The sequence below is a fragment of the Oceanibaculum sp. genome, from assembly GCF_022449305.1.
In the GTDB taxonomy this organism is placed as follows: domain Bacteria; phylum Pseudomonadota; class Alphaproteobacteria; order Oceanibaculales; family Oceanibaculaceae; genus Oceanibaculum; species Oceanibaculum indicum.
Genome location: NZ_JAKUSO010000003.1, coordinates 168,917 through 193,737, shown reverse-complemented (window position 1 = coordinate 193,737; position 24,821 = coordinate 168,917). Strand labels below are relative to the sequence as shown.

The following is a 24,821-nucleotide window of genomic DNA, read 5'->3' as shown; positions in this document are numbered from 1 at the left end:
CCCGCCGGCGGGGGCCCCGGGGGCCGGGCGGGGCTGGGCGGGGTCCCCCCAGCGCCGGGGGCCGCGGGCCCCCCGCCGCCCCGGCGAGCGGCGGCAGGCGCTGAAAGCCGCCGCGGAACGCGACGGCCTCGACCTGCCGGACGCCCTCTATGCGGAACTGGTGCGGCGCGCTGGCGGCAACGCTTTCTAGCCGTCAGGCATCCCCATCAGGCATCAAGACCGCCGCTGCCGCGCTGCCGGGTCCAGAGCATCCGTAGATCGACCATCAGCCCGCTGTCATGCGGAGGCGCCTTGCGCCCCTGCCGCGGCAGGTCGAAAAACTCCCGATCAACCGTCTCGGCCAGTGGCAGCGCGCGCTCGGCCAGCGACCGGCCGGCCAGTGTCAGGCGCGGCAGGCGGGCGCGGGCATCGGCCCCGCGGCTGCGTTCCAGCAGGCCTTTCGCCTCCAGCGTGCGCAGCACCTGCGATGTCATGGTGGCATCCGCCTGGCAGAACCGGGCGAGGTCGCCCTGGGTGATCGGCATGCCGGTGATGGCTTCACGCTGCTCCAACCGCAACAGCGCGGTCAGCAGCATGGCCTGCACATAAGTGAGGCCGAGCGGCGCGAGCACGACCCTCATCTGCCGCTGCCAGGCATTGGCCAGCTGCCACAGCAGGAAGCCCGGCGATTCCTCTGGTTCTCCCGGAGAGTCCGGGATCTGTCTTGCTTTCATCTATGGCGCCCTCCCTATCGCTATTATCGCATCGCCAGCCCCGGTTATCCGGGTGCCGCGTGCGTCTTTTCATTGCCTGGCGCTGTTCTGCCCCGCCGCAAGCGGCGGGATAACGTTATTGTCAGCCCCTTTCGTCCATTCCATGTGCAATCTGAAATATACTAAAGCACAGAGCCGTGAGGCTGAACAGTACACGCGCAAAAGGTACGCGCCTGTTCCCTGGCGCAAAGAAAAACCCCGGCAGCCGAAGCTGCCGGGGTTCCTGTCTTTTGGGCTTGGGAAAGGCCGGACTTAGAAGTCCATGCCGCCCATGCCACCCATGCCACCCATGTCCGGAGCGCCGGCCGGGGCCTTCTTCTCCGGCTTGTCGGCGACCATCGCCTCGGTGGTGATGAGCAGCGAGGCGACCGAGGCCGCATCCTGCAGGGCGGTACGCACGACCTTGGTCGGGTCGATGATGCCGGCCTTCACCAGGTCCTTGTACTCACCGGTCTGGGCGTCGAAGCCCCAGCTGGAGTCGGTCGATTCCAGCAGCTTGCCGACAACCACGCCGCCGTCCATGCCGGCGTTCGCGGCGATCTGCTTGGCCGGGGCCTGGATCGCGCGGCGCACGATGTCCACGCCGACGCGCTGGTCGTCATTGCCCGGCTTCACCTTGTCGAGCACCTTCAGCGCGTGCAGCAGGGCGACACCGCCGCCCGGAACCACGCCTTCCTCGACAGCGGCACGGGTCGCATGCATCGCGTCGTCGACGCGGTCCTTGCGCTCCTTCACCTCGACCTCGGAGGCACCGCCGACGCGGATGACGGCAACGCCGCCAGCCAGCTTCGCCAGACGCTCCTGCAGCTTCTCGCGGTCGTAGTCCGAGGAGGTCTCCTCGATCTGCGCGCGGATCTGCGTGACGCGGCCCTCGATGTCCTTCTTCTTGCCGGCACCATCGACGATGGTGGTCTCTTCCTTGGTGATCAGCACGCGCTTGGCCTTGCCCAGCATTTCGAGCGAGACGGTCTCAAGCTTGATGCCGATGTCTTCGGAGATGACCTGGCCACCGGTCAGGATGGCGATGTCCTCCAGCATGGCCTTGCGGCGATCGCCGAAGCCCGGCGCCTTCACCGCCGCGACCTTCAGGCCACCGCGCAGCTTGTTCACCACCAGGGTGGCCAGGGCCTCGCCCTCGACGTCCTCGGCGATGATCAGCAGCGGCTTGCCGGACTGCACGACAGCCTCCAGCACCGGCAGCATCGGCTGCAGGCTGGACAGCTTCTTCTCATGCAGCAGGATGAACGGGCTCTCCAGCTCGGCGTTCATCTTGTCGGCGTTGGTGACGAAGTACGGCGACAGGTAGCCGCGGTCGAACTGCATGCCCTCGACGACTTCCAGCTCGGTCTCCAGGCTCTTCGCCTCTTCGACGGTGATCACACCCTCGTTGCCGACCTTCTCCATCGCCTTGGCGATCATCTCGCCGATCTCGCGCTCGCCATTGGCCGAGATGGTGCCGACCTGGGCAACCTCGGCGGAGGTGGCGATCTTCTTGGAGCGCTTCTTCAGGTCCTCGACGACGGCGGCGACGGCGAGGTCGATGCCGCGCTTCAGGTCCATCGGGTTCATGCCGGCGGCAACCGACTTGTTGCCCTCGCGCACGATGGCCTGGGCCAGCACGGTGGCGGTGGTGGTGCCGTCACCGGCGACGTCGTTGGTCTTCGAGGCCACTTCGCGCACCATCTGGGCGCCCATGTTCTCGAACTTGTCCGACAGCTCGATCTCCTTGGCGACGGAGACGCCGTCCTTGGTGATGCGCGGCGCACCGAACGACTTCTCGATCACGACGTTGCGGCCCTTCGGACCCAGCGTGACCTTCACTGCATCAGCCAGAATATCGACGCCGCGCAGCATCTTGGTGCGGGCTTCGCTGCTGAACTTAACTTCCTTGGCAGCCATGTATGTCTTCCTTCAATTGGATTGGATTGAGCGACCGGGAGAGGCGCCTCAGGCGGCCTTCTTGCCCTTCGCGGCGCCTTCGATGACGCCCATGATGTCGCTTTCCTTCATGATCAACAGCTCCTGGCCGTCGACCTTCACCTCGGTGCCGGACCACTTGCCGAACAGCACGCGGTCACCCGCCTTCACATCCAGCGGGCTGACAACACCCTGCTCATTCTTGGCGCCCGGGCCGACGGCGATCACTTCGCCTTCCATCGGCTTTTCCTTGGCGGTGTCCGGAATGATGATACCGCCGGCGGTCTTCTCCTCGGACTCCAGCCGACGGACCAGCACGCGATCGTGCAGAGGCCGAAACTTCATATGGGTAGCCCTCCTCAATGACACGCGGGCATTGGTGCCGCGTGGAAATGACTGAATTTGCAGCTCCCGGAGGGAAGGAACCGGGCACACAGGCCCCGTTAGCACTCTCCCCCGATGAGTGCCAGACACATAGGAAAGTGAATTTTCCCTGTCAAGGCGCGCAATGGAATGAGTCGGTGCGGATTCTGCGCAAGCGCTTCGTGGGTGGGGCCTGGAACTGTTAGCACTCTCGGCGGCCTGCTAACAAGTTATTGATTTACAACATTTTTATTGCCGACGCCACAAGCCGGCGGCACAGTTACAGAAAAACGACAGGGACGCAAATTTTTCCGCAAACTTTTTCCAGCGACACGGGAGACTTTTGCCGATGAGCGGACTGATCCGACAGCTTGATGGCTACCGCCTGACCACCGCCGAGATCCTGTATCACCTGCCCGACCATCCGGGGCTGCTGCAAAGCTTCATCTGGCAGGAATATGACATGGCCCCATCCTACCCGGTGCTGCGGCGCTTCCTGGATTTCTGGCAGGGCAAGCTGGACGGCAAGCTGCACTCGGTCACGGTCGGATCGGCCAGGCTCATCACGCCGGGCTCGCTGCGCCACGCCAATGTGAGCCTCAGCCTGCACTGATGCCCAAAAGACGAAGGGCCGGCTGTGAGCCGGCCCTCCTTTGTCCCCTTCGCCAGGATCAGTAGCGATACTGGTCCGGCTTGAACGGGCCCTTGTCCTCGACGCCGATATAGGCGGCCTGATCGGCGCTCAGCTTGGTCAGCTTCGCACCAACCTTGGCGAGGTGCAGCGCGGCCACCTTCTCGTCCAGGTGCTTCGGCAGTACATAGACCTTGCGCTCGTAGTTCGCGTGGTTCTTCCACAGCTCCAGCTGCGCCAGCACTTGGTTGGTGAAGGAGGCGCTCATCACGAAGCTGGGATGGCCCGTGGCATTGCCCAGATTCACGAGCCGGCCCTTGGACAGCACGATCAGACGCTTGCCATCGGGGAAGACCACCTCATCGACCTGCGGCTTCACCTCTTCCCACTTGTAGTTGGACAGGGCGCCGATCTGAATCTCGGTGTCGAAATGGCCGATATTGCAGACGATGGCCCGATCCTTCATCTGGCGCATATGGTCCAGCGTGATGACGTCCTTGTTGCCGGTCGCGGTGACGAAGATGTCGGCCTGCGGGGCAGCATCCTCCATCGTCACGACCTGATAGCCTTCCATCGCCGCCTGCAGGGCACAGATCGGGTCGATCTCGGTGACCATGACGCGGGCGCCGGCGTTGCGCAGGCTGGCGGCCGAGCCCTTGCCGACATCGCCATAGCCGCAGACCACGGCAACCTTGCCCGACATCATCACGTCGGTGGCGCGGCGGATGCCGTCCACCAGGCTCTCGCGGCAACCATAGAGATTGTCGAACTTCGACTTGGTGACGCTGTCATTCACGTTGATGGCCGGAACCTTCAGCGTGCCCTTCTTCTGCATCTCATACAGGCGGTGCACGCCGGTCGTGGTCTCCTCCGACAGGCCGCGCACATCCTTCAGCATTTCGGGATACTTGTCGTGCATCAGCACGGTCAGGTCGCCGCCATCGTCGAGGATCATGTTCGGGGTCCAGCCATCCGGGCCCTTCACGGTCTGCTCGATACACCACCAGAACTCCTCCTCGGTCTCGCCCTTCCAGGCAAAGACCGGGATGCCGGCGGCGGCGATGGCCGCGGCAGCCTGATCCTGGGTCGAATAGATGTTGCAGGACGACCAGCGGATGGAGGCGCCCAGATGGGTCAGCGTCTCGATCAGCACGGCGGTCTGGATCGTCATGTGCAGGCAGCCGACGATGCGGGCACCAGCCAGCGGCTTGGCGTTGCCGTATTCCTCGCGCAGCGCCATCAGGCCGGGCATCTCGGTCTCGGCGATGTTGATCTCGCGGCGGCCCCAATCGGCCAGCTTGATATCGGCGACTTTATAGTCGGTGAAGGAACCCATCGCGGCTGTCTCCTAAAAGGGCGAAAAAGTCGGAAATATGCTGTCGCGCCGGGCTATAGCAGAGGCCCGGCGTCGCAGCAAGGATAAAGATATCTTTATATGGTTATGAAAACGTTACTCCTCGCCGAACTTGTCGGCGACGAGTTGTTCGAGCGCCGCCATCGCCGTGGCGGCATCCGGGCCGCTGGTGGTGATCGCGATGCTGCAGCCCGGCGCGGCGGCCAGCATCATCAGCCCCATGATCGACAGGCCCGACACTTCCACCCCGCCCTTGGCGACGCGGATATCGGCGTCGAAGGTCTCGCTCAGCTTCACGAATTTGGCGGCGGCGCGGGCGTGCAGGCCGCGCTTGTTCACGATGGTCACGCTGCGGTGCAGCGCCTCGTCTGCACTCACGAAATTTCCCCGGCCAGCAGCTTGGAGGCGACATTGATGTACTTGCAGCCTGCCTCCTGCGCGCTTTCCACGGCCTTGGCCAGGTTTTCCGTGCCGCGCACGCTGGCCAGCTTGATCAGCATCGGCAGGTTCACGCCGGCGATCACCTCGATCCGCGCCTTGTCGATGATCGAGATGGCAAGGTTGGACGGCGTGCCACCGAACATGTCGGTCAGCACCACCACGCCGGACCCGCCATCGACCTCGCCGACCTTGTCGAGGATCTCCTGCCGGCGCTGCTCCATGTCGTCATCCGGCCCGATGCAGACAGCGGCCACCTGCTGCTGCTTGCCGACCACATGTTCCAGCGCGGCGATGAATTCGACGGCCAGTCGGCCGTGGGTCACGAGCACCATGCCAATCATGGGCTTTCCTTTTCGCTTGTTTGTGCCTCACCCGTCGAAAGGCCGCTCTTCTGGCGGCTCTCCCACTTTTCCATGTCGCGATGCACCAGGATTACCTGCTGCCCCGCCTCGCGCAGCCATGCCGCCAGCCTCTCGGCGACATAGACCGACCGGTGCCGGCCGCCAGTGCAACCCAGCGCGATCGTCAGATAGCTTTTGCCCTCTTCGTAGTAGCGCGGCAAGAGCGGTTCCAGCATCGCCGTCAGCCGTTCGAAGAAAGGAGGGAACCCGGCATCCCCCTCGACATAGCGCGCCACTGCCGGCGCGCGCCCGTCGAGCGGCCTGAGCGCCGCGTCATAATGCGGATTCTTCAGGAAGCGCACATCGAACACCAGGTCCGCCTCGCGTGGCAACCCCTCGCGGTAGGAGAAGGACAGTACGGTCAGCGTCACGCCATGGCGCGGGTCGAGCGCATATTCCGTCCACAGCCGGCGGCGCAAATCGCCCGGCGCCAGCGCGCTGGTGTCGATCACCTGGTCGGCGCGCTCCTTCAGCGGCGCGATGCGCTGGCGCTCCAGCCTTATGCCATCCATCACCGGCCGGTCGGCGGCCAGCGGATGGCGGCGCCGTGTCTCGGTGAAACGCCGGGCCAGCACCTCGTCATCGCAATCGAGGAACAGCAGCCTTATGTCGCGCGTACACCGCCCGAGGGCCGCACCGTGCGCCGCATCGATCAGCGCGGCCAGCCGGTCCGCCTCGAAGTCGCGGGTCCGGATATCCACGCCGATAGCCAGCGGCCGGCGGATGCCACCCGGCTCCCCCGCCCCGTCCAGCAGCAGCTGCAGCAGGCCGATGGGAAGATTGTCGATGGCCTCGTAGCCGATATCCTCCAGCGCCTTCAGGCAGGCCGTGCGGCCAGCGCCGGACAGGCCCGTCACCAGGACAACCCGGTCGGTGATCGCATCCGCCGCAGCGGGAAAGGGGGCCAGATCGCTCATGAGCCGAGCATTATTCGCCCTTCAGGCGCGCCACCGCAAGCCGAAGCTTAACCACCGAGGACGCCTCGAAAGGCGCCAGCCGCAGCAGCGGTATGGAAATGCCTAGCCAGCTCTGCTCCGCCGCGCCCGGCAACCGCTCCACCGCCTCCGGCGGCACCAGATCGACCGCGAGCCCGACTGGCACCGCGTCGCGCCAGGGCAGATCGACGATGCCGAGGCCGCGCACCTCCAGCCGCCCGCGTATTGTCTCCGGGCAGCGCGCGACCAGACTTCCCCGTTCGGCGGAAAGCGCGGTCTGATCGTCAGCCAGCAACACCGCACCGGCATCGATGGCGCGCAGTGCCAGATCGGACTTGCCGCTGCCGGGCGCGCCGCACAGCAGGACGGCGCGGCCACCAAGGACGATGGTCGTGGCGTGGACCAGCATGAGATTACTGCTTGGGCAGCCGCACGGTGAAGCGGGCACCCAGCACCTTGCCGTCCGCATCCTTGCGGTTCTCCGCCGTGATCGTGCCGCCATGGGCGTCCACGATCTGCTTGGAGATCGACAGGCCAAGGCCGGAATGGGTGCCGAACCGCTCGCCCTTCGGCCGTTCCGTGTAGAAACGGTTGAAGATGTCGCCCAGCTTGTTCTCCGGAATACCCGGCCCCTCATCCTCGACCGTGAACACCACATTATTGCCCTGCCGGCTGCCGCTGACCGCGATCATGCCGCCGGGCGGGGAGAAGCTGATGGCGTTGGTGACGAGGTTGCGCACCACCTGCCCCAGCCGGGATTCCAGCCCCTTCACCAGCAGCTTGTCGCCAGATGGAACCTTGACCTTGAAGCGCGGGCCATCCTCCTTCGGCACGGCGGTATAGATGCCGACCAGCGTGCTCAGCATGACACCGACATCCACCGTTTCCATGTCGGCCCGGGACAGTTCGGAATCGAGACGCGAGGCGTCGGAGATGTCGGAGATCAGCCGGTCCAGCCGCTTCACATCGTCCAGGATGACCGCCATCAGCTTCTGCTGCCGCTCGGCATCCTTCACTCGCGAGGCGGTTTCCACCGCGCTGCGCAGGCTGGTCAGCGGATTCTTGATCTCGTGCGACACGTCGGCGGCGAAGCGCTCGATGGCGTCCAGCCGCTGCCACAGCGCGTCGGTCATGGCGATCAGCGTGCCGGACAGCTCGCCGATCTCGTCGCGGCGCTTGCGGAAGTCCGGGATCTTGTGCTGCCGGTTCATGCCGAGCCGCAGCCGTTCGGCCGCAGCCGCCAGCCGCTCGATGGGCCGCGTGATGGTGCGCGCCAGATAGAAGGACAAGAGGGCCGTCACGGCGAACACCAGCGCGAACACCTTCATGATGTCCAGCCGGACCGCCCGGATATTCTCTTCAATGCCCTTGTCGGTACCGCTGATGACCAGCGCGCCAAGCACCTGGCGATAGCTCTGCACCGGCACCGCCACCGATAGATGCATGCGCCCGTCGGGCAGGCGTCGGCGGGCATAGGCGGCCTCACCCTGCAGCGCCTCCACTACCTCCGGATAGTCGGGGGCGGTCTGCAGCGGCGCTTCCAGATAGGGCGGCAGCCGCTCGTCCGACGGCAGCCAGCCGACGATCCAGTCATACACCGCGTTCAGCGCCTGCTCGCCCAGGCTGGGGCGCGCGCCAATCGGTGGCAGCGGCTCGATCTGCACCACACCATAAGGCCCGCGCAGCATCCGGCTGTCGGCCGCCATCTCGCCGGTCGGCAGGAAGACGCGTATGCGAACGCCGGGCGGCGGCTCGAACCGCCGGACCAGCTGGCGTGCCAGATCGGGCGACATGACGACGGAATCGTCACCGACATTCTGCACGATGCTGGCGCCCAGCGCGCCGGCCAGCAGCTCGGCCTGCAACCGCATATTCTGTAATTCGGCGACGATCAGGCTGCGGCGATATTCATCCACATAGAGCACGCCGCCCACCAGCATCGCCAGGGCCAGCAGGTTGATCGCCATGATGCGCAGGGTCAGCGGCGAGACCAGCCATTTCCGGCGGCGGCGCAGCCGCGTCGCCACCTCCGCGACCGACAGATCATCTGTGCCGGGCCGCCGCGAGGCTATCTGCTCCTGCTGCGCCTTTTCCTCCGGCACCTCATCCGCCGCTGCATGTGTCGTCATCGGCCTGGTCCGCCTGCCGCCCTACTACCGGCCCACATCTCCGCCCGCATCGCCGGGATTCAGCCTTCACGGTACCGGTAGCCAACGCCATACAGCGTCTCGATCTCCTGGAAATCGTCGTCCACCACCTTGAACTTCTTGCGCAGGCGTTTGATGTGGCTGTCGATGGTGCGGTCATCGACATAGATCGATTCGCCATAGGCCGCGTCCATCAGCTGATCGCGGCTCTTCACATGGCCGGGGCGCTGCGACAGCGCCTTCAGGATCAGGAACTCCGTCACCGTCAGATTGACCGGGTCGCCCTTCCAGGTGCACATGTGGCGGCGCGGGTCGAGCACCAGCTCGCCGCGCACGATCACATTCTCCTTGCTCTGCTCGCCGGTATCCTGCGCCAGCTCCTGGCGGCGCAGCAGGGCGCGGATGCGCTCGATCAGCAGGCGTTGCGAGAACGGCTTGGTGATGTAGTCGTCGGCCCCCATGCGCAGGCCCAGCACCTCATCCACCTCATCATCCTTCGAGGTCAGGAAGATGACCGGCATCGCCGTCTTCTTGCGCAGCTTGGACAGCAGTTCCATGCCATCCATGCGGGGCATCTTGATGTCGAGAACGGCAAGATCGACCGGGCGCTGGCTGATACCCAGCAACGCCTCCTCGCCATCCGCATAGGTGCGTACGTCAAACCCCTCGGCCTCCAGGGACATCTGGACCGAAGTCAGGATATTCTGGTCGTCATCGACCAGGGCAATCGTTTGAGCCACTGTCGCATTCCCCTATTCGATGCGCGCTGCCAAGGTCACGCGCGTACCGGACCATTCCGGTACGAACTGCATTGAGCCAAACCATACTGGGATAGCGGTCCGGCGTCCTGCCTTTTGCGCAATAATAATGACCGGATTTAGGCAATGCCGCATAAAGTTACCAGAAGGCATTTTAAATAAACCTTCCCCGATGCGGCGCTTTGACCGATTGCCGGGATGAGAGCTTTCGGCAATCTTGCTCAATAGCTGACGACAACACGCTCAAAGGTGCCCCATGCGTTTCCTTCCCGGTTTTATGATTTTCGCCCTCGCCCTGATCGCGGCCGCGCCGCTGGCGGTTGCCCATGACAAGCATGTCGAAGCCACCAATGTCTGGGCGCGCGCGACCCCGCCCGGCGCCAAGAACGGTGCAGCCTACATGACCCTGACCAACGACACGGCGAAGGCGGACCGGCTGATCGATGCTGCCTCCGATGTGGCCGCGCGCGTCGAGATTCACACCCACCTGATGGAAAACGGCGTGATGCGCATGCGCCAGGTCGAGGGTGGCGTGGATGTCGAGCCGGGCACGCCGGTCGTCTTCCAGCCGGGCGGCCTGCACATCATGCTGATGGGCCTGAAGAAACAGCTGGTCCCCGGCGAGACGTTCGAGCTGGTGCTGACCTACAGCAATGCCGGCAAGGTGAAGGTGACGGCCGAGGTGATGCCGATCGGCGCCGATGGCAGCAAGGCGGGTCATGGCAAGAGCCACACCCACTGACAACACGACCGAAACGCCGGGCGACACCGCCCGGCGGCTGGTGCGGTCCTGTGACCGCGCCGTCCTCGGAACTGCGCTGAATGGCGCGGAGGGCTGGCCCTATGCCTCGCTGGTGCTGCTGGCGACGGACCATGCGGCCTGTCCCCTGCTGCTGCTCTCCGACCTGGCGGACCATACCAAGAATCTGAAGGGAGATCCGCGCGCCTCGCTGCTGATCGATGGCACGACCGGCCTCGACGAACCGCTGACCGGCGCGCGCGTCACCTTGCAGGGGCACGTCACGCCGCTTGCGGACGAGACCCTGCTGGCGCGCTATGTCGCCCGCCACCCCTCGGCCGCCTTCTATGCCGGGTTCAAGGATTTCAACCTCTACCGCATGGAGGTGGCGCGCGCCCATCTGGTCGCCGGATTCGGCCGCATCCACTGGATCGAGGCGGACGAACTGCTGTTCGATGCCGCGCCGCACGCCGCCCTCGCGGCCGCCGAGGCGGAGATCGTTGCGCACATGAACGAGGACCATGCCGACGCGCTGGACCTCTATGCAGCCAAGCTGCTCGGCCTCGATGGTACAGGCTGGCGGATGACCGGCATCGACCCGGAAGGCATCGACATCAGGAGCGGCGGCGCTGTCGACCGGCTGGATTTCGCGGCTTTCGGCGAAAACGCGCCCAGCGATGCGGAACGCGCCCGCGCGGCCCTGGTGCGGCTGGTGAAGCGGGCGCGCGCCACCTGAGCGGGCATATATCAGCCGCTGCATACAATATGGTTGCCAGCCGATGCGCGGCCCCGCTATCTCTCATGAAACGCCCATAAGCGATGGCCGTTAAAGGTCACGCGATAAAAATAACCGGAGGAAACCCACCGTGCAGATCACCGGCACCCCGGCCAGCAAGCATGGCCTCGACACCCACGACCTCGTGAACCTGAAGGCCGCCCACTGGAACCTTGCAACGGCTGCGCTCTACGAAGCGGCGATCCGGCGCGGCGAGGCCGTGCTGGGTGCTGGCGGCGCACTGATCACCAACACCGGCAAGCACACTGGCCGCGCGCCCAAGGACAAGTTCTTCGTCGATGAGCCGGGCTCACGCGGCGATATCAACTGGGGCGAGGTGAACAAGCCGATCGACCAGGCACGGTTCGACATCATGCTGGGCCGGGCGCTGGCCTATCTGCAGAACCGCGAGGTGTTCGTGCAGGATTGCTTCGCCGGGGCCGATCCAGCCTACCGGCTGCCGGTCCGGGTCATCACCGAGACCGCCTGGCACAATCTGTTCGCGCGCAACATGTTCATCCAGCCGAAGCGCGAGGAGCTGGCCCATTTCGAGCCGCAATTCACCATCCTGAACGTGCCGAACCTGATGGGCCGCGGCGCTGCCGACGGCCTTGCCTCGGAGACCTTCATCCTGGTCGATATGGCGAAGCGGATCGTGCTGATCGGCGGCACCTCCTACGCCGGCGAGATCAAGAAGTCGGTCTTCACCCTGCTGAACTACCTGCTGCCGGCGCGCGGCGTGCTGCCGATGCATTGTTCGGCCAATATCGGCCAGCGCGGTGATGTGGCGATCTTCTTCGGCCTGTCGGGCACGGGCAAGACCACCCTGTCGGCGGATTCCACCCGCACCCTGATCGGCGATGACGAGCATGGCTGGTCGGACAATGGCGTGTTCAATTTCGAGGGCGGCTGCTACGCCAAGGTGATCCGCCTGTCGCGCGAGGCGGAGCCGGAGATCTACGCCACCACGGAGCGTTTCGGCACCATCCTGGAGAATGTGGTGTTCGACCCGGAGACCCGGCATCTCGACCTGAACGATGCCAGCCTGACCGAGAATACCCGCGCCTCCTACCCCATCGAGTTCATCCCGAACATGAGCCTGGACGGCACCGGCGGGCATCCCGACAATGTGGTCATGCTGACTGCTGATGCCTTCGGCGTGCTGCCGCCGATCAGCCAGCTGACGCCGGAACAGGCGATGTATCACTTCCTGTCCGGCTATACCGCGCGCGTCGCCGGCACCGAGAAGGGGCTGGGCAGCGAGCCGCAGGCCACCTTCTCCACCTGCTTCGGCGCGCCCTTCATGCCGCGCCACCCGATCGTCTATGCCGAGATGCTGCGCGACCGTATCGCCAGGCACGGCGCAAAATGCTGGCTGGTGAACACCGGCTGGAGCGGCGGCAAGGCCGGCGTCGGCGAGCGCATGAAAATCGCCTATACCCGCGCCATGGTGGCGGCCGCGCTGAACGGCACGCTGGCCCAGTCCGGCGTCCGGCAGGACCCGAATTTCGGCCTGCTGGTGCCGGAGAACTGCCCGGACGTGCCGACGGACGTGCTCGACCCGCGCCAGACCTGGGCGGACAAGGGGGCCTATGACAGCACAGCGCACGATCTGCGCGGTCGCTTCGAGGCCAATTTCAAGCAGTTCGAAAGCCATGTGCCGGAGAAGGTCCGCGCCGCCGGAGTGCGCGCCGCCGCATAAATCCATGCGGTATCGTCATCCGCGGGCGATTCCCTAAGCCCGGAACATCCTTTAGAGTGCCGGCATGACCCTGTTGCCATGGTTCATAGCCGGCATTCTTCTGCTGGCCCTGTTGCTGCTGGGCTGGCGGTATTTCCGGCTGCACCAGACGCTGTCCGGCCTGCGGGACGCCGCCGATGTGGCCGCTGTCGCCGAGGCCGTACCGATCCCACTCTGGCGGCGCGATGCGGCGGGACGCATCGTCTGGGCCAATCCGGCCTATCGCACGCTGCAGGAAGCCTCCGGCGGCGGCGAGGATCTGGAAATCGGCGGCCCGTCGGCAAGTGATACCGGCGCGGATCTGGTGCGCCGGGCGATACGCAGCGGGCACCCGCAATCGGCCAGCCGCTATGTTGCCACCGGAGAGCAGCGCGCCCTTCTGGAATTCAGCGAATTGCCGCGCGAGGACGGCGCTGGCAGCGCTGGCTACCTGACCGACGCCAGCGCGCTGGACAATGCCCAGTCCGAGCTGGAGCGCCACATCGCCGCCCATGACGCGGTGCTGGAGAACCTGCAGGTCGCGATCAGCATCTTCGGCCCCGACAAGCGGCTGAAATTCTTCAATGCCGCCTATGCCAGCCTGTGGGGGCTGGAAGAGCGCTTTCTGTCCGGCGAGCCCTCCATCGCCGAGGTGATGGACGCGCTGCGAGAGCGCCGCTGGCTGCCGGAAGTGACCGACTTCAAGGCCATGGTGCGCGCCATCGAACGCCGCATCACCTCGCTGCTCGACCCCGAGGAGGAGCTGCTGCACCTGCCGGACGAGCGCACCATCCGGCGGGTGACCGCGCCGCACCCGTTCGGCGGGCTGGTGTTCGCCGACGAGGATGTGACCGACCGGCTGGCGCTGGAACGCAACTTCAACACGCTGAACGCCGTCCAGCGCGAGACGCTGGACAATCTCTACGAAGGCATTGCCGTCTATGGCGGTGATGCCCGGCTGAAACTGTGGAACCCGGCCTATGCCCGGATCTGGCAGCTGCCGGCCGATCAGCTGGACCAGCAGCCGCATTATGCCGATTTCCTGGAAATGACCCGGCCGCTGCACAGCTTCGAGTCCTGGGAGGCCTACAGGGGCCGGGAAATCGAACGGCTGGGCGAGCGGCGCAGCTGGACCGAGCGGCTGATCCGGGCGGACGGCACGGCCATCGACTATGCCCATGTGCCGCTGCCTGACGGGGCGACGCTGTTCTCCTACCTCGACGTGACCGATTCCTACCGCGTCGAACGCGCCCTGCTGGAACGCAACGAGGCGCTGGAAGAGGCTGACCGGCTGAAGAACGAGTTTGTCGCCAATGTCTCCTACGAGCTGCGCACGCCGCTGAACGCCATCGTCGGCTTCTCGGAAATCCTCGACCAGGGCTATTTCGGGCCGCTGAACGACCGCCAGCGCGAATACAGCCAGGCCATCCTGTCCTCATCGCAGCGGCTGATCTCGCTGGTGAACGACATTCTCGATCTCGCCAGCATCGAGGCCGGCTACATGACGCTGGAGCTGGAGGAGGTCGATGTCCGTGAGATGCTGGACTCGCTGATGACGCTCAGCACGGAGGCCGCACGCACGCGTGGCGTGCAGATGGCGCTGGAGTGCCCGGACGGCATCGGCACCGTGCGGGCCGACGGACGGCGACTGAAGCAGGCCATGTTCAACATCGTCAGCAATGCGCAGAAATTCACGCCCGCCGGGGGCAGTGTGCGGATCGAGGCGCGGCGCGAGGAGGATGCGCTGCTGCTGTCCGTCGCCGACACCGGCGTCGGCATCGCCGCCCGAGACCAGGAGCGCGTGTTCGGCAAGTTCGAGCGCGGCCGGAACCAGCGTGACACCGGCGCGGGCCTCGGCCTGTCGCTGGTGAAGAGCCTGATCGAGCTGCATGGCGGCCAGATCGGCCTGACCTCCGAGGTTGATCAGGGCACGGTGGTCACCGTCCGCCTGCCCGGCGACAAGCCGTTACCGCAGGGGCAGACCGCCGGTTAGGCGGGAACGCTCCCGGGCGCGCCCCCGGGCACACCGCGCGTCGTCGAATATTCGAAATGCAGCGCCGTGTCGGGACGCAGGATCGGATGGATGGCATGCGCCGACAGCGCCGCCTCGGCAAAGCCGGTGAGGATCAGCTTCAGCTTGCCGGGATAGGCATTCACATCGCCGATGGCGAAGATGCCGGGCTGGCTGGTCGCCATGCTGGCCGGATCGACGACGAGGTGGTTCCGCTCCAGTTCAAGGTGCCATTGCGCAATCGGCCCCAGATCGGTGGACAAGCCGAAGAAGGCCAGCAGCGCGTCCGCCTCCAGCCGCCGCACCGTGCCTTCCAGCGTGGCGACATTGACCGCCGTGATCTGGCCGTCCGCCCCTTCAAGCCCCTGCAGCTGATAGGGCACGACCAGCTCCAGCACGCCTTCGGCATGCAGCTGTTCCAGCCGGCAGACATTCTCGAAGGCGGCGCGGAATTTCGGCCGCCGGTGCACCACCATGACCTTCGCGATATCGGACAGCGACAGCGCCCAGTCCACGGCGGAATCGCCGCCGCCGGCGATGACCACACGCTTGCCGCGGAAATCCTCGCGCCGCTTCACCATGTAATGCACCGAGCTTCCCTCATAGGCCTCGATGCCCGGAATCGGCGGCCGGTTCGGCCCGAAAGCGCCCGCGCCCGCCGCGATGATGACAGCGCCCGCCTCGATCACCGTCCCGGCGGAGGTGGTTAGCCGCCAGCCGCCATCGGGCAGCCGCTTCAGGCCTGTCGCCTCCTCGCCCAGATGGAAGACCGGCGCGAAGGGTGCAGCCTGCTGTTCCAGCTTCACGATCAGGTCCGCCGCGTCGATGGTGGGGTATCCGGGAATGTCGTAGATGGGCTTTTCCGGGTAGAGCGCCACGCATTGCCCGCCAACCTCGCCCAGCGCATCAACGACATGGCAGCGGAACCCCAACATGCCGCATTGGAAAACGGCGAACAGGCCAACCGGCCCGGCGCCGATGATGACAACATCGGTCTTGTGAGGAGTGCTCATGGCGTTCGAATCTTTGCTCACGGGAATGCGGCGCTAAAGATGGCCGGGGCCGCCCGGCATATCAACCCCGGGCGGATAAGGGGCATATCGCGCCGTTGCCTATCGAGTCCCGCATCGCTACAACCGGAACCGATGATCCGTGTCGCAGGGACCCACAGAAGCGTGCCCGATACCGCCCCCCTCATCGCCCGGTTCGACTTGCCCGATGCTGCGGCGACGCAGGCGCTAGGCGCGGCCCTGGCACCTCGCCTGAAGACCGGCGACGTGGTGGCGCTACTGGGCGATCTGGGCGCCGGCAAGACGGAGCTGGCGCGCGGCCTGATCCGCGCCCTGTTCGGCGGGAATACCGAGGTACCCAGCCCGACCTTCACGCTGGTCCAGACCTATGAGGATGGGGCGGTGCCGCTGTCGCTCTGGCATTTCGACCTGTACCGGCTGGAAGACCCGGAGGAGGCCTTCGAGTTGGGTATCGAGGATGCCTTCGCCGACGCCGTCTCGCTGATCGAATGGCCGGAACGGCTGGGCCCCTACCTGCCTGCCCGCCGGCTGGAGATCGCTTTGTCGCATGTCGCAGAGGGAAGGCGCGCCACGCTCTCCGGCGGCGGCGACTGGCCGGAACGGTTGAAAGGACTGAGCCTGTGACTTCTGTTCAGGACATCTCCCGCGCCGGCCTGATTTCGGCCTTTTTCGCCCGCGCCGGCTGGCAGGATGCGGACGTCTTCTGGCTGCCGGGCGATGCCTCCTTCCGGCGCTATGCCCGCCTTACGCGCGGCGGCGAGAGTGCCATGCTGATGGACGCCCCGCCGCCGATGGAGGATGTCCGCCCCTTCCTCGCCGTGGCCGAGCATCTGCTGCACCTCGGCCAGCGCGCACCGCGCATTCTGGCCCGCGACGAACAGGCCGGCCTGCTGCTGCTGGAGGATTTCGGCGATACCACCTTCACCCGCGCACTGGCGGCCGGCGCGCCGGAGCAGCCGCTCTATCGCGACGCGCTGGACCTGCTGATCGGGCTGCATCGCCATGCCGACGCAGCATCCATCCCCCTGCCCGCCTATGACGATGCGCTGTTCCTGCGCGAAGCGCATTTGCTGACCGACTGGTACCTGCCGGCGGTTGCCCCTGGCGCAGATATCGAGACAGCCCGCGCCGGCCTGACAGGGGCGCTGACGCCGCTGCTGGCGCAGGCCCGGCAGGTGCCGCAGACGCTGGTGCTACGCGACTACCATGTCGATAACCTCATGCTGCTGCCGGGCACACAGCCGGGCGGCGGGCCGCAGGGGCTGGGGCTGCTCGACTTCCAGGACGCGGTGATCGGGCCGGTGACCTACGACCTGGTCTCGCTGCTGGAGGATGCCCGGCGCGACGTGGCGCCCGCACTTGCCGCCGCGATGCTGGCGCGCTACGCCGCCGCCTTCCCGGAGATCGACCCGGCGGCGCTGGACCTGTCCTGCCGGATCATGGGGGCGCAGCGCAGCATGAAGATCGTTGGCATCTTCACCCGCCTGTCGCGGCGCGACGGCAAGCATCGCTACCTCACCCACATTCCCCGCCTGTGGCGGCTGATCGCCCGCGATCTCGACCATCCGGCCCTGGCGCCGCTCGCCGCCTGGCTGGAGTCCGCGATCCCGCCCGATATCCGCACGACACCGGAGACGCCGGCATGAAGACGCCTCAATCCGCGCCGAAGACTGGGATGATTCTGGCCGCCGGCGAGGGCCGCCGGATGCGGCCGATCACCGAGAGCCTGCCGAAGCCGCTGGTGGAGGTCGCCGGCAAGCCGCTGATCGACTACGCACTGGACCGGATGGAGGAAGCCGGTATCGAAACCGTCGTGGTGAACAGCTGGTGGCAGGCCGAGGTGCTGGAATCGCATCTGGCAAAGCGCAACAACCCACGCATCGAGATTTCCCGCGAGGCGGAACTGCTGGATACCGGCGGCGGCGTGAAGTGTGCCCTGCCGCATTTCGGTGACACACCCTTCATCGTTGCCAATGGCGACAGCCTGTGGCTGAACGGGCTGTCCCCGGCGCTGGAAAGGCTGGCCGAACTCTGGGACGATGACAGCATGGACGCGCTGCTGATGTTGTTCCCGACCCATGGCGCGCTGGGCTATCGCGGCCCCGGCGATTTCTACCTGCATCCCGATACAGGCATCCGCCGCCGCAAGGAGCAGGAGGTCGTGCCCTTCGCCTATATGGGGGTGCAGATGCTGCATCCGCGCCTGTTCGAGGGTGCGCCGGACGGTCCATTCTCGCTGAACCTGCTCTACGACAAGGCCGCCGAGGCGGGGCGACTGCACGGCATGGTGCATGACGGCATGTGGTACCATGTCAGCACCCCGGAGGATATTCCCGCCACCGAGGAAGCCTTCCTCGCCGGCCATACGCTGAAAATGGTGTGATGGCGGGGGCCGCGCCTTCCGTCTTCTCCATTCCCGCCGGTGCCGGTTTCGCCGACGCGCTGGCCGCCGGGCTGATGGCGCGGGCCGGCGGCGACCCGCTGGCCCTGTCGCGCATGCTGATCCTGGTGCCGACCCGGCGCGGCGGCCGCTCCCTGCGCGAGGCCTTCCTCAGGCTGTCCGACGGCAGGCCGCTGCTGCTGCCGCGCATGATGCCGCTGGGCGATCTGGATGCCGACGAGATCGAACTGCATGGCGAGGCGGAGGCGCCGGGGAGTGCCGCCGCGGACATCGCACCAGCGATCCCCGGCTTACGGCGGCAATTGCTGCTCTCGCGGCTGATCCTGAAGCTGGGCGAACGGCTGGAGGATGGGCCGCGCCGCCCGGACCAGGCGATAAGGCTGGCGGCTGAACTGGCCCGGCTGCTGGATCAGGTGCAGACCGAGCGCCTGTCGTTCGACGACCTCGCCGGGCTGGTGCCGGCGGAGTATGCCCGGCACTGGCAGATCACGCTGGATTTCCTGCGCATCGTCACCGAGGCCTGGCCGCAAGTGCTGGCGGAACATGGCGCGCTGGACCCGGCGGCGCGGCGCGATGCGCTGCTGACGGCGCAGGGCGCGCTGTGGCGCGCCAGCCCGCCGGATTTTCCAGTGATCGCCGCCGGCACCACCGGCAGCATCCCGGCCACGCGTGACCTGCTGGAAGTGGTCGCCGGCCTGCCGCAGGGCATGGTGGTGCTGCCCGGCCTCGACCGGCTGAGCGACGATGCCACCTGGCGCGAGATCGAGGGCGACGAAAGCCACCCGCAATTCAACCTCGCCCGGTTGCTGCGCCATCTGGGCGTCGAACGGCAGGATGTCGCCGGCTGGACGGAAGCCGCACCATCCGCCCGCGACCGGCTGATCGCCGAGGCGCTGCGGCCCGCCGCCACGACCGAGGCCTGGCGGGATGCGGCACCCTTCGCCGCCGCCGACCTTGCCGGTATCCGCCGCATCGACTGCGCCACCGCACAGGAGGAGGCGGGCGTCATCGCCCTGCTGCTGCGCCACGCGCTGGAAACGCCGGAACGCACGGCGGCTCTGGTCACGCCGGACCGGGCGCTGGCCCGGCGGGTCGCCGCCGAGCTGGCGCGCTGGGACATCGCGGTGGACGATTCCGCCGGCGTGCCGCTGGCCCAGACCCCGCCCGGCGAGTTCCTGCGGCTGACTGCTGCGCTGGCGGTGGAGCGCGCCGCGCCTCTGCCGCTGCTGGCGGCGCTGAAACATCCGCTGGCCGCCGGTGGCATGGGAACCGGTGACTTCCGCCGCTGCCTGCGCCTGCTGGAAATGCACGCGCTGCGCGGCCCGCGCCCGGCCGAAGGCATCGCCGGCACGCGCCAGGCGCTGCTGCACAGCCTGGCCGAGCTTCAGGACCGCACCGGCCGCGACCTAGACCGGGAGCGCAGTGTGCTGCTGCCCTGGCTCGACCGGCTGGAGGCGATGCTGGCGCCCTTCGCGGCGCTGACCGGCCTGCCCACCGTGCCTCTGGCCGATTTGCTGGAAGCGCATGGCCGTTTTGCCGAGGATCTCGCGGCAAGCGATGAGGAGCCGGGGCCGGTTAGGCTGTGGCGCGGCGAGGCCGGCGAGAGTGCGGCGAACTTCCTGGCCGATTTGCGCGAGGCCGGGACAGTGCTGGGCACGGTCGAACCGGCGCTCTACCCTGCCCTGCTGGACAGCCTGCTGGCGGGCCGGGTGGTGCGACCACGCCAGTCCAGCCATCCACGCCTGTCGATCTGGGGTCCGCTGGAAGCCCGACTGCAGCAGGCCGACCTGCTGGTGCTGGGCGGGCTGAACGAAGGTGTCTGGCCGCCCGAGGCCGGCTCCGACCCGTGGATGAGCCGCCCGATGCGGAGCGATTTCGGCCTGCCGCTACCGGAGCACCGGATCGGCCTGTCGGCGCATGATTTTGCGCAGGCCTTTGGCGCACCGGAGATCGTCCTGACCCGCGCCGAAAAGCAGGAGGGCGCCCCCACCGTGCCCTCGCGCTGGCTGCTGCGGCTGGACACGGTGCTGGGCGACAGGGCCCCGACGCTGCGACAGGAGGAGGCGCTGTGGCGCGGCTGGTGGGCCGCCATCGACCGGCCCGCCGTCATCGCCCCGGCTGTGCGACCGGCGCCAATCCCTCCGCTAGTGGCGCGGCCGCGGAAATTCTCGGTCACCGAGATCGAGACGCTGATGCGCGATCCCTACGGCATCTATGCCGCGAAGATCCTTAGGCTGCGCGCGCTCGACCCGATTGACGAGGACCCCGGCGCCGCCGAACGCGGCACCATCATCCACAAGGCGCTGGAGCGCTTCCTGAAGGAATATCCCGGCGCCCTGCCACCGGACGCGCTGGACCGTCTGCTTGCCATCGGCCAGGAGGTCTTCGCCGAGGCGCTCGACCGGCCCGGCGTCTGGGCCTTCTGGTGGCCGCGCTTCGTGCGGCTGGCACGCTGGTTTATTGGCGCGGAGGGAGAGCGCCGCGCGATCCTCGCCGGCACCGAGACCGAGTTGCGCGGCGAGATCACGCTGGCCGGCTTTGCCGGCGGCGATGTCACCCTGTCGGCCAAGGCTGACCGCATCGACCGTCTGAAAGACGGCACGCTGGCGCTGATCGACTACAAGACCGGCCAGCCGCCAAGGCCCGCCGAGGTGGAGAGCGGCCATGCACCACAATTGCCGCTGGAAGCACTGATCGCCGGGCGCGGCGGTTTCCCCGGCATTGCCGCCGCAGCGGTGTCGGAGCTGGCCTACTGGCGGCTGTCCGGCGGCGAACCGCCCGGCGAGATCGCCCGCCCGGCGAAGGATATCGAGGCGGTGACCGAGGCCGCGCGCGACGGGCTGGAGCGGCTGATCCAGGCTTATGACGACCCGGCTACCCCCTATATCTCCCGGCCCGACCCGGATTCCGCGCCGCGCTACAGCGACTATCTCCACCTCTCCCGGGTGAAGGAATGGTCCGGCACCGGCGGGGAGGATGGCGCATGACCAGCGTGCTGCCCACCCCCGCCCCAAACCCTGCTGACGCGCAGCGCCAGGCCTCCCACCCCGAAACCTCGGTCTGGGTCGGCGCGTCCGCCGGCACCGGCAAGACCAAGGTGCTGACCGATCGCGTGCTGCGCCTGCTGCTGGGTGGCACCAGGCCGGAACGGCTGCTCTGCCTCACCTTCACCAAGGCAGCGGCGGCGGAGATGGCGAACCGGCTGAACGGGGTGCTGGCCGGCTGGGCGGTCATGCCGGATGCCGACCTCGCCGACAGGCTGGCAGCACTGACCGGGACCGCGCCGGATGCAGACGCCATGACCCGCGCGCGCCGGCTGTTCGCGCAGGTGCTCGATACGCCGGGCGGGCTGAAGATCCAGACCATCCATGCCTTCTGCCAGGCGCTGCTGCGGCGTTTCCCGCTGGAGGCCGGCATCGCCCCGCATTTCGAGGTGATGGACGAGCAGACTGCCCGCGAGCTGCTGCTGGCCGCCCGCGACCACATGCTGACGAAAGCCCGCGAGGGTGCGGATACCGCCCTTGGCCATGCCCTGACGCAGGTCACACTGCGTGCCGGCGAGGAGGCATTCGGCACGCTGATGGACGCGCTGAGCGGGGAACGCGGGCGCCTCACCCGGCTGCTGGCGAAGCATGGCGGTCTGGACGGGCTAGTGGCGGCAATTCAGGTGAAAGTCGGCGTCGCCCCCGGCGAGACCGAGGAGCAGGCCATCGCCGCTGCCTGCCGCGACGATGCCTTCGACGGCGCCGGGCTGAAACGCGCCATGGCGGCGCTGGCGGAGGGCAGCAAGACCGACAAGGACCGTGCGGTGCTGATCGACCAGTTCCTGGCGCTCCCCGGCGAACGGCCGGCGCGTCTGGCCGATTACCGCCTCGCCTTCTTCACCAAGGAAGGGGAGGTGCGCAGCCGGCTGGCCACCAAGGCCGTCATCGACAGCTTCCCCGGCATAACGGGCATCTTCGAGCAGGAGATCGAACGGCTGACCCGCCTCGATGGCAAGCTGCGCGCGCTGCGCGTTGCGGCTTCCACCGCGGCGCTGCTGCGGCTGGGGGCGGAGATGCTGGCCCTCTATGCACGGGTGAAGGAAGCGCGCGCGCTGCTGGACTATGACGATCTGATCCTCGCCACCCGCGACCTGCTGCAGGGCGGCGAGGGCGTGGCCGCCTGGGTACTCTACAAGCTCGATGGCGGCATCGATCACGTACTGATCGACGAGGCGCAGGACACCAACCCGGAACAATGGGAGCTGATCGAGGCGCTGACCGACGAATTCTTCGCCGGCCTGGGCGCACGCGAACAGGTGCGCACCATCTTCGCGGTCGGCGACGTGAAGCAGTCGATCTACAGCTTCCAGCGCGCCGAACGGGCGGAATTCATCCGCATGCGCGCCGCCTTCCGTGACCGCGCCGGCCTGGCCGGAAAGGACTGGGCCGAGGTCGGGCTCACCACCTCCTTCCGCTCGACCCAGTCGGTGCTGGGGCTGGTGGACAGCGTGTTCAATGCCGATCCCGCCCGCCACGGCGTCATCGAGCCGGGCGAGGCGCTGCGGCATCTGGTCTATCGCGACGGGCAGGCCGGGCGGGTCGAGCTGTGGCCGCTGATCGCGCCGGAACCGCGCCAGACGCTGGAACCCTGGCCAATGCCGGTGGTCGTCCGCCCCGGCGATTCGCCGTCAGGGAAGCTGGCCCGGATCATCGCAAAACGCATCGCCGACTGGATCGGCACGGAGGATCTGCCGGCCAAGGGGCGCAAGGTACGGGCCGGCGACATATTGGTCCTGGTGCGCCGGCGCGGCGGCTTCGTCGAGGAGCTGGTGCGCCAGCTGAAGGCGTTGGAAGTGCCGGTGGCCGGCATCGACCGTATGGTGCTGACCGAGCAGATGGCGGTCATGGATTTGATGGCGCTGGGCGATTTCCTGCTGCTGCCGGAGGATGACCTGACGCTGGCCACGGTGCTGAAGGGACCGCTGGCCGGCCTCACCGAGGAACAGCTGTTCGAGATCGCCTGGAACCGAAGGGGCAGCCTGTGGGCGGCGCTGCAGGCCGCCCCGCAGGCCTGGGCGCAGAAGGCCGCCTCCATGCTGTCGGCGCTGCTGGCCCGCGTCGATTTCGTGCGGCCCTACGAGCTTTATGCCGAGATTCTGGGTCAGGGCAAAGGAAGGGAGAAGCTGATCGGGCGGCTGGGCTATGAGGCCGACGACCCGATTGACGAGTTCCTGTCCACCGCCCTGCTCTATGAGCGCGAGCATGTGCCGAGCCTGCAGGGTTTCCTCGCCTGGCTGCGGGCCGCCAGCGGCGACATCAAGCGCGATCTGGAGGCCGGACGCGACGAGGTGCGCGTGATGACCGTGCATGGCGCCAAGGGCCTGCAGGCGCCCATCGTCATCCTGCCCGATATAGTGGCGACGCCGCGCTCGCAGGACATTCCGCCGCTGCTGTGGACGCGTGAAGACCCGAGTGGGGGGCTGATGCTCTGGTCGCCGAACCGGGGCAGCGACGACGATGTCGCCTCCGCTGCGCGGGAAGAGGCCCGCATCCGCCAGATGGAGGAATATCGCCGGCTGCTCTATGTCGCGCTGACCCGCGCCGAGGACCGGCTGATCGTCTGCGGCTGGGAGACCCGCAACGCGACATCGGACGAATGCTGGTATCGGCTGGTCGAGCAGGCGATGCTGGCCGAGGGCGAGGATCTCGATTGCGGCTTCATCGGGGACGGGGCCAAGGGGCGGCTGCGCACCAACCCGCAGAAGGCCACCATCACGGTCGCGGAAAAGCCACACCGCCCGCCGTTGCAGCCAGTAACGCCGGAGGTCTGGGCGACCGTCCCGCCAGCGCCGGAGCCGACGCCCTCGCGGCCGCTCAGCCCGTCCAAGCCCAGTGGCGAGGAACCCTCCGTGCGCTCCCCGCTGGGCGACGAGGCGATGGCCGAGGCGGCGCGCTTCAAGCGCGGCACGCTGATCCACCGGCTGCTGCAGACCCTGCCCGAACTGCCCGCAGCACGCCGGGCAGAGGCGGCCCGGCGCTTTTTGGAGCGGCCGGTGCACGCGCTGGACGCCACGCAGGTCGAGGCCTATGCCGCCGAGGTGCTGGCGGTGCTGGACGACCCCGCCTTCGGCGCCATCTTCGGCCCCGGTTCGGTTGCCGAGGTGCCGGTGGTCGGCCGCATCGGCGAAGGGACGGATGCGGTGGTGATCTCCGGCCAGATCGACCGGCTGCTGGTGACGGAATCGGAAGTCCAGGTCATCGACTACAAGACCAACCGCCCGCCGCCGCTGCGGGTGGAAGATGTGTCGCCGGTCTATCTGCGGCAGATGGCCTGCTATCAGGCAGCACTGGCGGCAGTCTATCCCGGCCGGCCGGTGCGCTGCGCCTTACTTTGGACAGACGGGCCGCGTCTCATGGCGTTGCCTGATGATCTTCTGGCGAGACACCAACCCTAAGTCATG

21 protein-coding genes are annotated in these 24,821 nt (G+C 67.1%); 10 read left to right on the top strand and 11 right to left on the bottom strand.

The features are described 5' to 3' along the window. Positions 1 to 206: 206 nt before the first annotated feature. From MK313_RS02445 to groES, 3 genes are all read right to left on the bottom strand, one after another. Positions 207 to 713 (bottom strand): MarR family winged helix-turn-helix transcriptional regulator, encoded by a 507-nt coding sequence (locus MK313_RS02445; protein WP_287779978.1) that lies wholly within the window; start codon positions 711 to 713, stop codon positions 207 to 209. Between the two features lie 291 nt (positions 714 to 1,004). Further along, positions 1,005 to 2,651: a chaperonin GroEL gene (gene groL, locus MK313_RS02440; protein ID WP_008946164.1), complete on the bottom strand. Its 1,647-nt coding sequence runs from the start codon at positions 2,649 to 2,651 to the stop codon at positions 1,005 to 1,007. A gap of 48 nt (positions 2,652 to 2,699) precedes the next feature. Continuing rightward, positions 2,700 to 3,014: a co-chaperone GroES gene (gene groES / locus MK313_RS02435; RefSeq protein WP_008946163.1), complete on the bottom strand. Its 315-nt coding sequence runs from the start codon at positions 3,012 to 3,014 to the stop codon at positions 2,700 to 2,702. A gap of 367 nt (positions 3,015 to 3,381) precedes the next feature. Between groES and MK313_RS02430 the strand changes: the two genes are divergently transcribed. Next, positions 3,382 to 3,645: an usg protein gene (locus MK313_RS02430; RefSeq protein ID WP_287779977.1), complete on the top strand. Its 264-nt coding sequence runs from the start codon at positions 3,382 to 3,384 to the stop codon at positions 3,643 to 3,645. A 58-nt stretch (positions 3,646 to 3,703) separates the two neighbouring features. Here the strand turns inward: MK313_RS02430 and ahcY are convergent, their stop codons facing one another. The 7 genes from ahcY to MK313_RS02395 all read right to left on the bottom strand — a co-directional run bounded on the left by ahcY (position 3,704) and on the right by MK313_RS02395 (position 9,681). Then, positions 3,704 to 4,999: an adenosylhomocysteinase gene (gene ahcY / locus MK313_RS02425; RefSeq protein ID WP_008946161.1), complete on the bottom strand. Its 1,296-nt coding sequence runs from the start codon at positions 4,997 to 4,999 to the stop codon at positions 3,704 to 3,706. A 114-nt stretch (positions 5,000 to 5,113) separates the two neighbouring features. Continuing rightward, a complete protein-coding gene (locus MK313_RS02420) occupies positions 5,114 to 5,395 on the bottom strand; it encodes an HPr family phosphocarrier protein (RefSeq protein ID WP_008946160.1) in 282 nt (93 codons plus the stop codon). After that, entirely contained in the window at positions 5,392 to 5,799 is a 408-nt protein-coding gene (locus tag MK313_RS02415; RefSeq protein ID WP_008946159.1) for a PTS sugar transporter subunit IIA, read from the bottom strand. The genes MK313_RS02420 and MK313_RS02415 overlap by 4 nt, the downstream gene beginning before the upstream one ends. After that, on the bottom strand, positions 5,796 to 6,776 hold the full coding sequence (gene rapZ / locus MK313_RS02410; protein WP_121221062.1) for an RNase adapter RapZ: 981 nt from the start codon (positions 6,774 to 6,776) through the stop codon (positions 5,796 to 5,798). Before rapZ ends, MK313_RS02415 begins: the two co-directional genes overlap by 4 nt. Before the next feature lie 10 nt (positions 6,777 to 6,786). After that, positions 6,787 to 7,203, bottom strand: coding sequence for an HPr kinase/phosphorylase (locus MK313_RS02405; RefSeq protein ID WP_121221064.1), 417 nt, complete (start codon positions 7,201 to 7,203; stop codon positions 6,787 to 6,789). A 4-nt stretch (positions 7,204 to 7,207) separates the two neighbouring features. After that, a complete protein-coding gene (locus MK313_RS02400) occupies positions 7,208 to 8,923 on the bottom strand; it encodes a stimulus-sensing domain-containing protein (RefSeq protein ID WP_121221066.1) in 1,716 nt (571 codons plus the stop codon). A 59-nt stretch (positions 8,924 to 8,982) separates the two neighbouring features. Continuing rightward, positions 8,983 to 9,681, bottom strand: a complete 699-nt coding sequence (locus MK313_RS02395; protein WP_008946155.1) for a response regulator transcription factor — start codon at positions 9,679 to 9,681, stop codon at positions 8,983 to 8,985. A gap of 274 nt (positions 9,682 to 9,955) precedes the next feature. Here MK313_RS02395 and MK313_RS02390 point away from each other — a divergent pair, with 274 nt between their 5' ends. The 4 genes from MK313_RS02390 (at position 9,956) to MK313_RS02375 (ending at position 14,926) form a co-directional block, all read left to right on the top strand. Beyond that, positions 9,956 to 10,441 carry a copper chaperone PCu(A)C gene (locus tag MK313_RS02390; protein ID WP_287779976.1) on the top strand — a complete coding sequence of 162 codons (486 nt, stop codon included), beginning with the start codon at positions 9,956 to 9,958 and terminating at the stop codon, positions 10,439 to 10,441. Next, positions 10,419 to 11,174, top strand: coding sequence for a HugZ family protein (locus tag MK313_RS02385; RefSeq protein ID WP_287779975.1), 756 nt, complete (start codon positions 10,419 to 10,421; stop codon positions 11,172 to 11,174). Before MK313_RS02390 ends, MK313_RS02385 begins: the two co-directional genes overlap by 23 nt. Positions 11,175 to 11,304: 130 nt before the next feature. Beyond that, positions 11,305 to 12,915, top strand: coding sequence for a phosphoenolpyruvate carboxykinase (locus MK313_RS02380; protein WP_287779974.1), 1,611 nt, complete (start codon positions 11,305 to 11,307; stop codon positions 12,913 to 12,915). 64 nt (positions 12,916 to 12,979) lie between these two features. Beyond that, positions 12,980 to 14,926 carry a sensor histidine kinase gene (locus MK313_RS02375; RefSeq protein ID WP_287779973.1) on the top strand — a complete coding sequence of 649 codons (1,947 nt, stop codon included), beginning with the start codon at positions 12,980 to 12,982 and terminating at the stop codon, positions 14,924 to 14,926. Here MK313_RS02375 and MK313_RS02370 read toward each other — a convergent pair. After that, on the bottom strand, positions 14,923 to 15,957 hold the full coding sequence (locus tag MK313_RS02370) for an NAD(P)/FAD-dependent oxidoreductase (protein ID WP_287779972.1): 1,035 nt from the start codon (positions 15,955 to 15,957) through the stop codon (positions 14,923 to 14,925). The two genes, MK313_RS02375 and MK313_RS02370, sit on opposite strands and share 4 nt — an antisense overlap. Positions 15,958 to 16,119: 162 nt before the next feature. On the opposite strand from MK313_RS02370, the gene tsaE reads away from it, so the two are divergent. The 5 genes from tsaE to addA are packed head-to-tail and all read left to right on the top strand — an operon-like array spanning position 16,120 to position 24,815. Further along, the gene (tsaE, locus tag MK313_RS02365; RefSeq protein ID WP_121221631.1) at positions 16,120 to 16,599 is read left to right on the top strand and encodes a tRNA (adenosine(37)-N6)-threonylcarbamoyltransferase complex ATPase subunit type 1 TsaE; all 480 of its coding nucleotides are present in this window, start codon (positions 16,120 to 16,122) and stop codon (positions 16,597 to 16,599) included. Continuing rightward, entirely contained in the window at positions 16,596 to 17,621 is a 1,026-nt protein-coding gene (locus MK313_RS02360) for an aminoglycoside phosphotransferase family protein (protein WP_287779971.1), read from the top strand. Before tsaE ends, MK313_RS02360 begins: the two co-directional genes overlap by 4 nt. Continuing rightward, complete coding sequence (locus MK313_RS02355; protein WP_287779970.1) at positions 17,618 to 18,358, top strand: nucleotidyltransferase family protein; 741 nt, start codon at positions 17,618 to 17,620, stop codon at positions 18,356 to 18,358. Before MK313_RS02360 ends, MK313_RS02355 begins: the two co-directional genes overlap by 4 nt. Then, on the top strand, positions 18,358 to 21,363 hold the full coding sequence (gene addB / locus MK313_RS02350) for a double-strand break repair protein AddB (RefSeq protein ID WP_287779969.1): 3,006 nt from the start codon (positions 18,358 to 18,360) through the stop codon (positions 21,361 to 21,363). The genes MK313_RS02355 and addB overlap by 1 nt, the downstream gene beginning before the upstream one ends. Further along, a complete protein-coding gene (gene addA, locus MK313_RS02345) occupies positions 21,360 to 24,815 on the top strand; it encodes a double-strand break repair helicase AddA (protein WP_287779968.1) in 3,456 nt (1,151 codons plus the stop codon). Before addB ends, addA begins: the two co-directional genes overlap by 4 nt. Positions 24,816 to 24,821: the final 6 nt, after the last annotated feature.

Excerpts from the sequence above, each read along its gene's own strand:
- MK313_RS02445 (WP_287779978.1), bottom strand. The coding sequence starts at position 713 with ATGAAAGCAAGACAGATCCCGGACTCTCCGGGAGAACCAGAGGAATCG.
- addB (WP_287779969.1), top strand. The coding sequence starts at position 18,358 with ATGGCGGGGGCCGCGCCTTCCGTCTTCTCCATTCCCGCCGGTGCCGGT.
- groES (WP_008946163.1), bottom strand. The coding sequence starts at position 3,014 with ATGAAGTTTCGGCCTCTGCACGATCGCGTGCTGGTCCGTCGGCTGGAG.
- MK313_RS02390 (WP_287779976.1), top strand. The coding sequence starts at position 9,956 with ATGCGTTTCCTTCCCGGTTTTATGATTTTCGCCCTCGCCCTGATCGCG.
- ahcY (WP_008946161.1), bottom strand. The coding sequence starts at position 4,999 with ATGGGTTCCTTCACCGACTATAAAGTCGCCGATATCAAGCTGGCCGAT.
- MK313_RS02400 (WP_121221066.1), bottom strand. The coding sequence starts at position 8,923 with ATGACGACACATGCAGCGGCGGATGAGGTGCCGGAGGAAAAGGCGCAG.
- rapZ (WP_121221062.1), bottom strand. The coding sequence starts at position 6,776 with ATGAGCGATCTGGCCCCCTTTCCCGCTGCGGCGGATGCGATCACCGAC.
- MK313_RS02405 (WP_121221064.1), bottom strand. The coding sequence starts at position 7,203 with ATGCTGGTCCACGCCACGACCATCGTCCTTGGTGGCCGCGCCGTCCTG.
- MK313_RS02415 (WP_008946159.1), bottom strand. The coding sequence starts at position 5,799 with ATGATTGGCATGGTGCTCGTGACCCACGGCCGACTGGCCGTCGAATTC.
- MK313_RS02385 (WP_287779975.1), top strand. The coding sequence starts at position 10,419 with ATGGCAAGAGCCACACCCACTGACAACACGACCGAAACGCCGGGCGAC.
- MK313_RS02355 (WP_287779970.1), top strand. The coding sequence starts at position 17,618 with ATGAAGACGCCTCAATCCGCGCCGAAGACTGGGATGATTCTGGCCGCC.
- MK313_RS02370 (WP_287779972.1), bottom strand. The coding sequence starts at position 15,957 with ATGAGCACTCCTCACAAGACCGATGTTGTCATCATCGGCGCCGGGCCG.
- MK313_RS02375 (WP_287779973.1), top strand. The coding sequence starts at position 12,980 with ATGACCCTGTTGCCATGGTTCATAGCCGGCATTCTTCTGCTGGCCCTG.
- MK313_RS02430 (WP_287779977.1), top strand. The coding sequence starts at position 3,382 with ATGAGCGGACTGATCCGACAGCTTGATGGCTACCGCCTGACCACCGCC.
- groL (WP_008946164.1), bottom strand. The coding sequence starts at position 2,651 with ATGGCTGCCAAGGAAGTTAAGTTCAGCAGCGAAGCCCGCACCAAGATG.
- addA (WP_287779968.1), top strand. The coding sequence starts at position 21,360 with ATGACCAGCGTGCTGCCCACCCCCGCCCCAAACCCTGCTGACGCGCAG.